The organism is Pontixanthobacter gangjinensis (assembly GCF_009827545.1).
GTDB classification, from domain to species: domain Bacteria; phylum Pseudomonadota; class Alphaproteobacteria; order Sphingomonadales; family Sphingomonadaceae; genus Pontixanthobacter; species Pontixanthobacter gangjinensis.
The window spans coordinates 1337244-1350265 of record NZ_WTYS01000001.1 but is presented as its reverse complement, the minus strand read 5'-3'; the positions used below and the strand labels follow the sequence as shown (position 1 = coordinate 1350265).

General features: G+C 54.8%; 15 protein-coding genes. 9 read left to right on the top strand and 6 right to left on the bottom strand.

The features are described from left to right. Positions 1-151 precede the first annotated feature (151 nt). From GRI36_RS06410 to GRI36_RS06395, 4 genes are all read left to right on the top strand, one after another. Entirely contained in the window at positions 152-682 is a 531-nt protein-coding gene (locus GRI36_RS06410; protein ID WP_160597703.1) for a type 1 glutamine amidotransferase domain-containing protein, read from the top strand. A 137-nt stretch (positions 683-819) separates the two neighbouring features. Continuing rightward, on the top strand, positions 820-1743 hold the full coding sequence (locus GRI36_RS06405; RefSeq protein WP_160597702.1) for a DUF4349 domain-containing protein: 924 nt from the start codon (positions 820-822) through the stop codon (positions 1741-1743). Positions 1744-1833: 90 nt separating this feature from the next. Next, on the top strand, positions 1834-2076 hold the full coding sequence (locus tag GRI36_RS06400; protein WP_160597701.1) for a hypothetical protein: 243 nt from the start codon (positions 1834-1836) through the stop codon (positions 2074-2076). A gap of 30 nt (positions 2077-2106) precedes the next feature. Continuing rightward, complete coding sequence (locus tag GRI36_RS06395) at positions 2107-2844, top strand: DUF4349 domain-containing protein (RefSeq protein ID WP_328598409.1); 738 nt, start codon at positions 2107-2109, stop codon at positions 2842-2844. Position 2845: 1 nt separating this feature from the next. On the opposite strand, the gene GRI36_RS06390 is transcribed toward GRI36_RS06395, so the two are convergent. From GRI36_RS06390 to GRI36_RS06380, 3 genes are read right to left on the bottom strand one after another with little or no spacing between them, the layout of a single operon-like run. Continuing rightward, complete coding sequence (locus GRI36_RS06390; RefSeq protein ID WP_160597699.1) at positions 2846-3178, bottom strand: 2Fe-2S iron-sulfur cluster-binding protein; 333 nt, start codon at positions 3176-3178, stop codon at positions 2846-2848. Then, complete coding sequence (locus GRI36_RS06385) at positions 3178-4254, bottom strand: cysteine desulfurase family protein (protein WP_160599099.1); 1077 nt, start codon at positions 4252-4254, stop codon at positions 3178-3180. The genes GRI36_RS06390 and GRI36_RS06385 overlap by 1 nt, the downstream gene beginning before the upstream one ends. Continuing rightward, complete coding sequence (locus GRI36_RS06380) at positions 4251-5300, bottom strand: cysteine desulfurase family protein (RefSeq protein WP_328598408.1); 1050 nt, start codon at positions 5298-5300, stop codon at positions 4251-4253. Before GRI36_RS06380 ends, GRI36_RS06385 begins: the two co-directional genes overlap by 4 nt. A gap of 124 nt (positions 5301-5424) precedes the next feature. Between GRI36_RS06380 and GRI36_RS06375 the strand changes: the two genes are divergently transcribed. After that, complete coding sequence (locus GRI36_RS06375) at positions 5425-6081, top strand: alpha/beta hydrolase (protein ID WP_160599097.1); 657 nt, start codon at positions 5425-5427, stop codon at positions 6079-6081. 157 nt (positions 6082-6238) lie between these two features. Further along, a complete protein-coding gene (locus GRI36_RS06370) occupies positions 6239-6934 on the top strand; it encodes a TonB family protein (protein WP_160597698.1) in 696 nt (231 codons plus the stop codon). A 12-nt stretch (positions 6935-6946) separates the two neighbouring features. Here GRI36_RS06370 and GRI36_RS06365 read toward each other — a convergent pair whose 3' ends face one another. Next, a complete protein-coding gene (locus GRI36_RS06365; protein ID WP_202392131.1) occupies positions 6947-7177 on the bottom strand; it encodes a hypothetical protein in 231 nt (76 codons plus the stop codon). 123 nt (positions 7178-7300) lie between these two features. Here GRI36_RS06365 and GRI36_RS06360 point away from each other — a divergent pair, with 123 nt between their 5' ends. The 3 genes from GRI36_RS06360 (at position 7301) to GRI36_RS06350 (ending at position 11227) form a co-directional block, all read left to right on the top strand. Further along, the gene (locus tag GRI36_RS06360; protein WP_160597697.1) at positions 7301-7648 is read left to right on the top strand and encodes a DUF3597 domain-containing protein; all 348 of its coding nucleotides are present in this window, start codon (positions 7301-7303) and stop codon (positions 7646-7648) included. 108 nt (positions 7649-7756) lie between these two features. After that, positions 7757-9610, top strand: a complete 1854-nt coding sequence (locus GRI36_RS06355) for a DUF885 domain-containing protein (protein WP_160597696.1) — start codon at positions 7757-7759, stop codon at positions 9608-9610. A 93-nt stretch (positions 9611-9703) separates the two neighbouring features. Next, positions 9704-11227 (top strand): CHAT domain-containing protein, encoded by a 1524-nt coding sequence (locus GRI36_RS06350; RefSeq protein ID WP_160597695.1) that lies wholly within the window; start codon positions 9704-9706, stop codon positions 11225-11227. Between the two features lie 10 nt (positions 11228-11237). Here the strand turns inward: GRI36_RS06350 and GRI36_RS06345 are convergent, their stop codons facing one another. Continuing rightward, complete coding sequence (locus GRI36_RS06345; RefSeq protein ID WP_160597694.1) at positions 11238-12341, bottom strand: caspase family protein; 1104 nt, start codon at positions 12339-12341, stop codon at positions 11238-11240. Between the two features lie 150 nt (positions 12342-12491). Next, positions 12492-12992 carry a DUF937 domain-containing protein gene (locus GRI36_RS06340; protein WP_160597693.1) on the bottom strand — a complete coding sequence of 167 codons (501 nt, stop codon included), beginning with the start codon at positions 12990-12992 and terminating at the stop codon, positions 12492-12494. Positions 12993-13022: the final 30 nt, after the last annotated feature.

Genomic DNA, 13022 nt, shown 5'->3' with positions numbered 1-13022 from the left:
CCGGTCGCATCGGCATGGCGATTGCCGTTCCAACAGGAATCTCGGTTGATCGGCTTCAACTCGCCGCATCAAGAGCACGATTCGAAGCGCGGCATGGAACGCAGTGGTGATTGAGCCATTGGCCAAGTAACGACAAATCAAGGAGTTACCTATGTCACACGTATTGATTATGGCCACCAACGGATTCGAACAGTCTGAACTGATGCAGCCAAAGGCCGATCTTGAGAATGCTGGAATCGAGACCACCGTCGCAAGTACTGATTCAGGCGAAATCAAGGGATGGTCCGATGGCAATTGGGGTGACAGCGTCGCAGTTGAAACGACACTCGGCGACGTAACGGTCGATGATTATGATGGATTGCTCCTGCCGGGCGGTCAGATAAATCCTGACATCTTGCGAATGGATGCACACGCCATCGACATTATTCGCAATTTCAACATGCGCGGCAAGCCGATTGCGGCCATCTGCCACGCGCCATGGTTGCTAGCAGAGGCGGGCATAATCGACGGTAAGACCGTGACAAGCTGGCCATCGCTCAGGACCGATTTGACCAATGCTGGCGCAACTGTGGTCGACAAAGAGGTGGCGATTGATGGCAATTTGATCACGAGCCGTAATCCGGATGACATTCCGGCTTTCTCCAACGCCTTAATTGAGGCGATCAAAAGCGGCATCAAATAAGCCGCCTAAACCGTCTTAAATTCAATAACTTGACAGGCCCCCGCGCAGTATTCCGCGGGGGCCTGTTGCTTTTGTGCTTGACCTTTTGGTCATTCACATCTCAATTATGGCGAGAAGAAGGCAAAAAGGAGGCTGTAATGAGGCACGCTTTGAAGAGGAAACTTATTTTAACGAGCACACTTCCACTGGCAGCATTGGCTGCATGTTCCGAAGATCCAGGCGGCAGATCGAATGCAGATCAATCTGTGGTCGAAAATTACGAATCGGGAGCAATTCAGGCTGAAGAGGCGGCCGATATCGTCGAGTCATCGGCAACAGATTCAAACTCGCCGATCCCGCAATTACCAGCCGTCGGCGTTAGCCTGCCGAAACTGGCCTACGCTTATGATTTTTCTTGGAGACTTCCCGGGGAAGACATCGGCAAATTGCAGCGGCGCCATGCTGACCTGTGCGAACAGCAAGGTCCCGCCAGCTGCCAAATCATGGGGATGAGCAAGGTGGGTGATCAGGCTGAAGAAGTTACCGGCGAATTGCAGCTCGCCGTCGCTACCCGCCATGCTCGCGCATTCGGCGCCCTGCTTGAAAAGGAAGCAACCGAGTCAGGCGCTGAGCAAATTTCCGCCAATATTGCAGCGGAGGACATGTCCAAGGCCATCATCGATACCGAGGCTCGGCTAGAAGCGCGCACCGCTTTGCGAGACCGCCTGCAAGACGTACTCCGTACCCGCAAAGGCAACGTCCGAGAACTGGTCGACGCCGAACGCGGCGTGGCACAAGTGAATGAAGAAATCGATCAAGCGCGCAGCTGGCTGAACGAAATGAAGGGGCGCGTCGCCTATAGCCGGATAACCATCCGCTACGATTCAGGCTTGCAGGTGACCAACGACTTCCTCGCTCCGATCCAAGGCGTGCTTGGCTCGCTCGGCTCTATTCTGGGCGTATTGTTTGCCGGATTATTGTTGATCAGCGCGATTGTCCTGCCCATCGGCGGGCTTCTTTGGGGCGGACGTAAACTCAGCCAGCGCATTGGGTCGCGGGCAGGGGTTGTGACCGAAGGTTAACCCCCTCCCCCTTCGGTTTCGATGGGCGGTCATCCTCTCACTCGCGGATGGTCGCCCATTACAATCGACATTAATGAGATGGGGCGAGCAATGAACTACAAGATTATGGCAGCGAGTGTGATCGTAACTGGCGCAATTCTCGCAACAAGCATCACGTTAACGACCAGTGACGGTTCGGATGCATCTCAAGTCGTCGAGCGACTATCAACCGTCGATATCGCGGGAGCGTCTACTAGTTACGCCGCCCCACATGCCGCCACAAATTATGAACCTGCAGCGACAATGGCAAAAACCCCCGGAAGAGGCGAGCCAATACCTGCAAATACCACCTAAACAGGCTTTGTCGGTCCAGAGTCATTTTCCATTGGCGTCCCTCAAATCGCCTATCGCTATGGTTTCGGATTCCGACTGCGAGCAGACTCTATAAAGCCGATGCAAGTCCGCCACGCTGACCAGTGCGAGGCAAAAGGTAGCACGATTTGTCGTATTATCTCGATGGCGCAAGTGGATGGAGAGGACGGTGCTGGAACTGGCAACCAGCAGCTCGCCATCGCATCACCATATGCCCGCGACTTCGGCAAGGAACTGACCACCAGCGTCGCCGACGCTGATGGCGAATTGATCACCAGCACCATCGATGGTGAGGATTTGTCCAAGAGTCTGGTCGATACTAAAGCTAGGCTTCTGGCCCGCACCGTGTTGCGTGACCGATTGATCGAAGTTTTGCGCAGCCGCAACGGAACCGTAGCCGAGCTAGTTGAAGCTGAACGCGGCGTGGCACAAGTGAATGAGGAGATAGATCAAGCGCGCAGCTGGCTCAGTGAAATGAAGGGGCGTGTTCAGTTCAGCCAACTTCACATCAATTACGAGGCAGCCCCGCCAATTGTGCAGGAAGACTTCGCAGAACCAATCTTCTCGGCTTGGTCAGCAAAAGGGTCAATCCTTGGCTCGATGCTAGCTGCGCTGCTAATTATGGCTCCGTTCCTCGGGCCCATTGGCATGCTAATTTGGTTGGTCATACTGGTATGGAGGCGGCTTAGCCGCTGGAATCCGATGCGAAGATTAGCCGAGGATGAAGGTGAGCTCCTCAATACTGGCTAGTCTACATTCGCGACATATCATGGCTGTCGCGCGGGACTTTGACGGTTAGTCCGTCGAGTTCTGCGGTGACTTCGATTTGGCAGGACAGGCGGCTGGTACGTTCGACGGCGAATGCGAGATCGAGCATATCTTCCTCGTCTTCGCTCGCCTCTGGCAGGCGATCAAACCATTCCTCATCGACGACTACATGACAGGTCGAACAGGCCATCTGCCCTTCGCAAGTGCCTTCCAAGGCCATGCCCGCAGCTTGACCGGCCGATAGCAACGACGCCCCTTCCTCGACTTCGCAATCAATCGGCTTGCCCTCGGCGGGGAAAAAACGGACGCGAACCATTAGACCTCCTGTGCCGCTGCGGCAGTGTTGATTTTTAGTGCAGCCTCTTCGATCTGTTCAAGCGTCGTATAGCGCCCAAAACCGAGCCTAATCGAGCTTTTTGCCTGGGTGTCTTCAAGTCCGATAGCTCGCAGGACGTGGCTGGGGCGGCCAGATCCGCTCGCGCAGGCCGATCCGGCGGAGAAGCACACATCACGGACATCGGACATTAAACGAGCCACATCGAGTCCCTCGCGGCGGACATTAAGGTTGCCATGCCAACGGGCATCAGCGCTACCATTCAACTCCCAATCACTGAACAAGTCGCGAGCGCGGTGCCACAATTTCTCGATGTGTTCGGCATCTTGCACCATCATTTCTTGGGCAAGCTTCGCAGCGGCGCCGAAGCCCGCGCACAAGGCCGGACTGAGCGTGCCCGATCGGATACCGTGCTCTTGCCCGCCACCCGTCTGCACCGCGTTCAATTCCAGGCCGTCGCGCACCCACAACGCGCCAACACCTTTGGGTCCGTGAAACTTATGCGCGCTGACCGCGATCAAATCCGCGCCAGTGACTTGCATTTTGCCATAAGCTTGCACCGCGTCGCAGAGGTAAAGAGCGTTGGCCTCCTTTGCACGCCTATGCCATTCGAGTGTTGGCTGGACGGTCCCGATTTCATTATTGACCTGCATTACCGCGATCATCCGAGTGTCAGTGGCTAAATCCTGATCGGCAATACAAATTCCGTCTTCGCCAACCGCCAACTCATGCGACTTACCGGCTGCGCGAGCAGTGTCGCTTACCGCAGAATGTTCGGTAGCGGAAAAGGCAACAGCACCCTTCCCGGCCGTTCCGCGAATGGCCAGATTGATAGCTTCGGTCGCACCGCTAGTGAAAATGACTGTTCCGCCAGCAGGGAACAATGCTGCCACCCTGTCGCGGGCTAACTCAACCGCTGCGGCTGATGACCTACCGAGCTTATGCGAGGAATGCGGATTCCCGAACCCGACCCCGTCCGGCCCATCAAGCCACCGCAACATCGCATCACGTGCTTCTTGCGCGAGCGGAGTGGTCGCTTGGTAGTCGAGATAGATCATGTGAGTTTTACCCACGCATCGGCAAAGCGTTCCAATTCTTCGGGTGTAGTGTTCCAGCCCAAGCTGACGCGGATGGTACGAGAGGCAGTCTCATCGTCGACACCAAACGCATCGAGGACGCGACTCTTCTTGAGAGTGCCTGACGAACAAGCGCTTCCAGCCGATACTGCAAAGCCCATCGAATCGAGGCGTATTAAAAGGGCCTGCGCGCTCATTTTCGGATGCACGAGCGGCACGATATAATCAACTTGTTGCCCAATTGTCAGCCGGTCACGGCTAAGTCGTGCAATGAAGGCCTCACGCTGATCAGCCGTTGTGTGCCAATCACACGTCTCGATCGCGGCGGCCATGCCAAGAATATCCGGCAGATTTTCGGTGCCGCGCCGATAGCCGCGCTCATGCCCGCCGGCTGGTTTGAGCATGGCAAAGTCCTTCACCAGCAACGCACCCACCCCGATCGGCCCACCAAATTTATGCGCCGAGACGATGACCATTCCTGCCGTCGTCGGTAAAGCAAGCTTTCCGGCACTCTGCGCGCAATCGGCAATTAGAATGCCGGAATACTCACCAATAATGGCAGCGACCGTATCAATATCTTGGCGAGTGCCGGTTTCAGAATTAACCAACTGGACCGCAACAAGCGAGCGGTTTTCAGGCACATTTCCCGCAGCCATCGAGGGTTCGCAAGCCTTCTTGAGACTTTCGTGGTTGATCAACCCGTCTTGATCAAACCGGATTTCTTGCGCGCCGCGATCGGTTACGAAATGATGCAAAGCATCATGCTCCGCCGTTGACACAGCTTCGTGCATCACATTGGCATTATCAAACGCCAGCCTTGCCGCTTCACTAGCGCCACTGGTGAAAATAACTTCGCCATCCCAGCCAAGCGCTTTCTTTATCCGCTCACGCGCATTTTCCAGCGCCTGTTTGGCTTTGCGGCCCTCGGCATGCGGACTGCTCGGATTGGCCCAGATTTTGAACCCTTCCTGCATCGCCGCAAGCGCTTCTGGCCGGATCGGTGTAGTCGCGGCGTGGTCGAGATAGATACGGTCAGGAATGAGTGCCTCTGGATATGGTTATCACAATTGCGAAATGCATGTTTGTCACTATATAGACTGGGAAATAGGGCGCGCTACCCGCGTGTTCGATCCATCTGACAGGTTGAGTCCCATGCCATCCGTAATATTCCCCGGTCCTGAAGGCCGTCTCGAAGGTCGTTACACTCCTGCCCCGCGCCCACGCGCTCCGGTTGCGATGATCCTTCACCCGCACCCGCAAGGCGGCGGTACAATGAACGAGCGGATGACGCAGAAATTGTTCAAGACCTTCACCGATCGCGGTTTTGCAACTTTGCGCTTTAATTTCCGCGGTGTCGGTCGCAGTCAGGGCAGCTTCGACAACGGTATAGGTGAACTCAGCGATGCTGCAGCTGCGCTCGACTGGGTCCAGTCCATTCACGCAGAAGCACAAACGACGTGGGTCGCCGGCGTTTCCTTTGGCGCGTTGATCGGTATGCAATTACTGATGCGCCGCCCGGAAGTGCGCGGTTTCATCTCGATTGCTCCACCTGCCAACATGTACGATTTCAGCTTCCTTGCCCCTTGTCCGGCATCAGGCATCTTTATCCAGGGCACGGCTGACACAGTTGTGCAGCCAAGCGCGGTGCAGAAGCTGGTCGATAAGTTGCGCACGCAAAAGCACATCACGATCCATCACGAAGAAATTCCGCGAGCGAACCATTTCTTCGAGAATGAGCAAAAAGAGCTTATGGCATCGGTCGATAATTACCTCGATTTCCGCCTTGACCCTGCTTGCCCGATCAAGTGACCTCCTGCGCTGCCTGATGCTGCGCTTTGATAACGTCCTAATTTAAAGATGATTTTTATCGGTGGCAAACCGCCACTCGAAATCGCTTGCCTCTTCAGTGTTATGTTGTAACATTATATTGAGTCGCCCTTTAGAGCGGCGCTTTGAGAGGAGAATCATGATGGCTTTTGCTGATCATGCCACACAGACTAACCGCAAGACCGCGGTTGCCGGGGTCACAGCGATACATGCGATAATCGGGGTCGTGCTGGTTACCGGCCTTGCCGGCGGAGCGTTTATGCCTGACGAAGATACGCCGTTAAAGACGACCGTCTTCAAAACCCCACCCCCTCCACCCCCGCCAGAGCCGGATGAGGCAGTAGAACCGCAGAAGCCGACCGCACCGTTGCCCTATGTTCCGCCTCCGCCAATGCCAATCAACAATTCGGAACCGACAATCAACACCGCTCCCGAATTGCCTGATCTAGCCGACATAGTGATTAGAGATGCCTTCCCGGAAGGTGATCCGGTTGTGCCCGTCACGCCGCAGCCGACGCCTAAGCCTGTTCCGACATTCAGCCCGATCGCCGCGAAGCCGAGCAACGATCCTGGGCGCTGGATAACAGAGTCTGATTATCGCACCAGTTGGATCAATCGAGGAATGACTGGAATTGCCAGCTTCAAGGTAACCGTTGGCACCACCGGCAAAGTCCAGAATTGTCAGATAGTCGCTTCGACAGGCCATTCGGCACTAGACAATGCGACCTGCAAATTGGTCAGCCAGCGTGCGCGGTTCGACGCGGCACGTGACTCAAGCGGGAACAAGGTGAGCGGCTCTTACAGAACCTCGGTCAAATGGGAGGTTCCGCGCTAGGCCCAAGACCTGTTAGCTGTCGGAGCTTCCGTCGGATTTCTCGATTTCCTGGATTTTGCCGAGGGGGGCCTCTCCCTCGGCATCGGGCACAGTCCAGATCGCGACATTGACTACAGCAATGACTGCCAGAAGGACCATCATCAGCACTTGCTTGATTGGCCCGCCCCTGCGCCACAATGCAAAAGCGCCCAGCAACAGGCCAAAACAGGCAAGCACGAGCACCGAAAGAACCAGATTCATCATAAATGTAAATACCCGTAAAAGCTTGTGTAATTGCTGGTTCACCTAGTCGCAGCTAACACTACCATATAGACTAACGGGGAGCGACGCCAAATTGGCGATTCGCAGTTATTCGGAGGATTTTCCATGGGTATTTTCAGCTCAATCAAAAACGCAATTTTCGGTGATAAGGCCAAGGCGCAAGAAGCAGCGCCTGCAACGACCAAAGCCACGCCGACACCCGTCAGCGAATTGGACGTTGAAGCGACGTTAGACGGCATGGCCGGGGCAGATAAGCTCAACTGGCGCACATCCATCGTCGATTTGATGAAGTTGCTCGGACTTGACCCTAGTTTCGCCAATCGCAAGGAACTGGCCGGTGAATTGGGCGACAGCGATTATTCGGGCACAGCCGAAGAAAACATCTGGCTCCACAAAAAAACACTACAGGAAATCGCCAAGAATGGCGGGCGCGTTCCTGCTGAATTTCTTTAAGTCAGTCAGAGTTTAGCAATTTGGCGGGGCGGGCATGTTGCCCGCCCCGTTTGCATTCGGCGATCTGCCTGTTTGACAGGGTAATCGCATCGCGGCACACATCGCCGCATGGACAATCAAACATTCGAAATCACTCGGCGTCAGGCTCTTACCGGTCTTGGCGCAACCGCCGCGCTCACCTTGAGTGGATGCACCGCCGTTGGAACGAGTGTCGCGAGCGCTCTACCCGGCACGATCTCGCCCGATGGCTGGCTCGAACAAGTCGGCTACAACTTGCTTGAACATGAGCCCGAACGAGCCACTGGCCTTGGTGTCGATACTGGCAAATACGCAGCATTGCGGAGTAAGCTGGAAGATCAGTCTATTGGCGGACAGGCGGCATATGCGGCGACATTGCGGCGCGATTTGGAAGTGACCAGAGCCTATCCGCGAGAAATGCTCGATGCAGATCAGCTAACCAGCTTTGAAGTTGTCGAAAGCGCCTATTCGGTTGCGCTGGACGGTTTCGCCCTGCCCTATGGCGATGTCGCTGTCGGCAGCTGGCGCAACGCACCCTATGTGGTGATCCAGAATGTCGGCTCTTATCTCGATCTCCCTCGCTTTATGGAATCGAACCATCCGCTGAATGATGGTGACGATGCGCAAGCCTATATCAACCGGCTTGAGGCGATCCCTGGTGTGCTGGCCGGTGAACTGCAGAGAATGAAATCTGCGACCAACATGGGTGTTGTCCCACCGGATTTCCTGCTGGCCAAGGCTGTCACACAAATGCGCGCAACGCTTCAAGAGGCCATGACTGGCGGCGGCATGGCCAAACCGTTGCAGGATAAAACGGGAGAATTGCCAGACGGGCGACGGCTGTTTTCTAAGTCGGAAGAGATCGTCAAGAACAAGATTGCTCCGGCATTGGAGGCGCAATTGGCGGAACTCTACCGCCAGCAAAACGTCGCCACATCGGATCCCGGCATGGCCCAGCGTCCCAAGGGCGACGAATGGTACGCCTGGGCTTTGCGCGCCAGCACCACCACCAACCTTTCGCCTGATGAAGTGCATCAACAGGGGTTGGAGGAACTTGCCTCACTTCACGCCGAAATGGACCCGATCCTCAAAGAAATTGGTTACACCACCGGCACAGTTGGCGAACGAATGACAGCGCTTGGCAATGACCCGCGTTACAAATTTGCTGAGGGGGACCCGGGCCGTGCTGAAATCATGTCTTTCATTGAGAATCGCGTTGATTGGATCAAAAGCCAAATGCCGCGCGCCTTCAACACGCTGGTTGACCCCAATATGGAAATCCGCCGAATTCCCGTAAATGAGGAATTGGGTGCGCCAGGCGCCTATGGCGGCGCAGGCAGCAAAGATGGAACCATTCCGGGCCGGATGTGGATTAATCTACGTACCACCGATTTGCACCGGAAATATGACCTTGCCGATCTGACATATCATGAAACTATCCCTGGCCATGTGTGGGAAGGGGAGTATTCGAACCGGCTGCCATTGATCCGCAGCATTCTTGCCTTCAACGCATTCAGTGAAGGCTGGGCACTGTATGGTGAGCAAATTGCCGATGAACTCGGCGCTTATGACGAATTCAAAGTCGGGCGTCTTGGTTATCTTCAATCGCTCGCCTTCCGCGCATGCCGAATGGTGGTCGACACTGGCCTCCACCATAAACGCTGGAGCCGCCAGAAGGCGGTCGATTTCTTCGTTCAGCGCAATGGCAGCAAGCCCGATGAAGTCGCAAGCGAAGTTGACCGTTATTGCAGCTGGCCAGGCCAAGCCTGCGGGTACAAGGTAGGCCACAGCGAAATCATCCGCCAACGTGGCTTGGCGAAAACCGCACTCGGCGGCAAATATGACTTCAAAGCGTTTAACGACGCAGTGATTTTGGGCGGTAATGCCCCGCTTGATGTCATGGCCAAGAACGTCAGCCGTTATGTTTCAAGGGTATCGACGTAAAGCATGCTCACCGATTACATTCTTCGAAAATCTTCTCTGAAAGAATCGGTATTTAGCTAGGTGAGATTACGGCACGAATAGGAGAAATTTATTTTGAAAAAAATAGTCTTCGCCACGCTTATATCATTGGTACTTTCTGGCTGCGACAATGTGGCACAGAATACCCTAGAATCTCCCGTGCAACTGGAAGGCGTCAGCGACGAAGCACTCGCCAATCTGCCCAACCGGTTTGTCGATTTGCCCGAGCCAGCAGACTTTTTCGAGATGCCGGAAAGCCTCAGCGAGCGAGGTCAGCAAAAGCTGCTTGAGGCGGTCGCTGGCTCAACTCTATTTGCAAAACAGATCAGGCGAAAAGAGCAGACAGGTCACGTTGTCATTCCCGGTAAAGAGCCTGACTTGGTGGCCGCAAAACTGACTCTTGAGGCCATTCACACCAACTTGGCTAGCTTGAGCAGGCAAGAGCCAGAAACATATGCGCTGATCCATCACATGACCGAGGATGGTTATATGGAAGCATGGCTCATAGCGCCGGACGGCCGGGTTGTTAGCGGCAGGGGAGATGCTCCTTATACGGGCCTGAGCCAGATGTCAGACGATCTCGGCGTCACACGGATGGCTGGAACGCGAACACTGAGAGAGCAGGGTGAAGAGGAATTAACACCAGCGGAAATTGCAAATCTTGAAAAAGAAGACAGAACAAAGACTGCCATTGAAGCGCGCCGCCGCGGGTTGAAGGACGCCGCTGACAGCTTGTTGCCCGGCCATGTCTCTGACGTGCTAGGTTCGCGCGCAGGCCGATTGCTGATTGTGGCCGCCAAGGATTCAGGAACGGCACCTTATGCTGCTCTCCCGCTAGCTAATGGCTATTTAGCAGAGAACTGGTCGCTAGTGGTCATGCCGGATGTCTTGTCGCTTGGCGAAGATCAAATTGGCTTCGACTTCGGCGCTATTGATATCAACAAGGCCGTGATCGTTGGCAACCCCGACTTGACGAGCCATACGTCACAAAAATGGCGCGATTTGCCCGGCGCAAAGGAAGAGGCATTGGCTGTCTCGAACTTGCTTCCGGACCCGAACAACACCGTTTTGATTGGCGAGAAAGCGACTACCAGTGCATTGAGGCGCGCGATCAGCAAGCGGCGTGATACCGGCTTAGTCTACATCGCAAGTCACGCGGTTTCCAATAATAACAATCCCTTGACCCGCAGCTATATCGCGATGGCGCAGAAACATTATTGGGCCGGAGAAATTCGGGTTGAGCAATTTCCCGGTTGGAAGAACCATCATCCTTTGGTGGTTTTAAGCGCATGTCAGACTGGTTTGGGGCGGACTTTTGAAGGAGGGCATTTCGGCATTTCCAAAACCTGGAAAACCGCCGGAGCCGGTCAAGTTGTTGCGAGCCTGTGGAATGTTGACGACAAGGCGACCAATGTTCTGATGACCAAATTCGTCACGCATCTAAAAGCAGGCATTGCCCCTGAATTCGCGATGCAAAAGGCTCAAATTGACACACTGCATTACGAAAATCGGCCGAATAATCGCCCATATTTCAATGACCCGAAAAAATGGGCAAGCTTCACCGTTTTCGGGCAACCGTCACTAAACAGCGCGCCCTGACTTTCCCCGCTTAGCTAGCCAGACGCACATCATAGCTGACAGTATATTCCCCGCGGTCATAGGTGAACGTTTTGGTGTAGCTTCCGACCGCTGTGCCGGTTTCGACGATACCGATCCGGTCATGGTCCCCAATGGGATCATCCTCCATAATCGTGATGCTAATCGGCGCGGTTGAGGAGAAGCTCTGCGCGAGCGACCATTGTTCGCCTTTGCCGATGTCATATTTGCTACCGTTTTCTTCTGGCAGCCGTTGGCCATTGTTGATGATTAGGTAAATTTCATCCTCTCCAAACGTCTCGGTCTGTTTGACGCAAGTGATGACGACATTTTCGACCACATATTGGATTGGTGCGCCTTGCCCACCTCCAGCGCTACGCGGGACGAGATAAATTGGCGTTCCAGTTACGCTGGCGCTGACAAACGGACGCTGGTCGCCATCGGTTGCGACAAGAACATCATCCCGCACACTGCCGCCAAGCAGTTGCAGCGGCAGGTCTTGTTCCGGCAAGCGTTTAGCGAGCGATTGTGCAAATGGTGAATTGACCCCGTGACCGTCGCTCGCGGTTTGGCCCGGCGCTGCTGCGTAAATCACAATGACATCATCCGCCTCTACGCTGGCGAGTCCTCGATTTACCGCGCGTGTTCCACTTTGCCATTTCTGGCCAAATGGACTGTTGCGGCAAGCATCCAGCACGATCATCCTCACCTGCGCGCCCGCCATTGTGTCTGTAATCAGGCTGAGTTCAATCGCTTCAAATGGTAAATCCCGGTCGGAATTCAGCTTTGCATCGACAGGAATTAGCCAGTTTTGACCTTTGCCTTCAATCCCGTGGCCCGCGAAATAAACCATCGCAACCTCGGCGCCGTCAGCTATCTTGCGGAAATCCCGCAGGGCAGTTTCGAATTCAGTGATGCCAAGATTCTCGACCACAACCACATCATCGAAATTGGCCTCTGCGGCAGAGGCCGCAATCAAGGCAACGTCATTCTTGGGGTTGGTCAGTGGACTGGCAAATTCATAATCCGAATTGCCAATGATGAGTGCTACTTTGCGCGCCTCCGCCGGCTGCGAAAGGCCAAGCCCAAGCCCAACCAGGCCAAGAAGCATTATCATTAGTCGCAGCATTAAGAGTCCCCCATTTAAAGAACCCTATCAGATTTTCCGGAAAAGCGTGAACTAATCACAAAGCGGCGGCCGAAGCATGTGCCCAACCGCCGCCGTGATTGAAATCGCGCAACAAAGTGATCGCTTTGCTAGGGCAATTCAGCGAGACATCATACCGGTCACAATAGACCCAAGGATGCCGCCCAGTGCACCGCCTCCTGCTCCTGAAGCAGCCGATCCGCTGGTCGCTTTCTTTGCCATATATCCAGCCGCTGCCATCGCAAGGATCGGTAGCATTTTCTTGATTACAGCTTCGTCGATACCTGTCAGCGCAGCAACTTCGCTAGCCACACCGCGGCTTACATCTTTACTGCCAAAGATATTTCCAAGAATGTCGTTACCCTGTGAAGTCGGCGTCGGACTTTGACCAAGTACGGAGTCGAGCATGTTACCGCCGCCGCCGCCGAGAATGGCACCCGCCAAACCGCCAAGACCGCCAAGTGCATCACCACCAGACCCAGCAGCACTACGCCCCATTCCAGCGACAATCGCTGGCAACAATGCGCCGGCGCCGATTTTGGCGGTTTGCGGGTCGATACCCAGCTCACCTGCCATGCTTTCGATTACGCCGCTTTGTTGCAGCATTTGTGCAAGACTCATAATATTCTCCCAATCAAACCTAAAATCGCG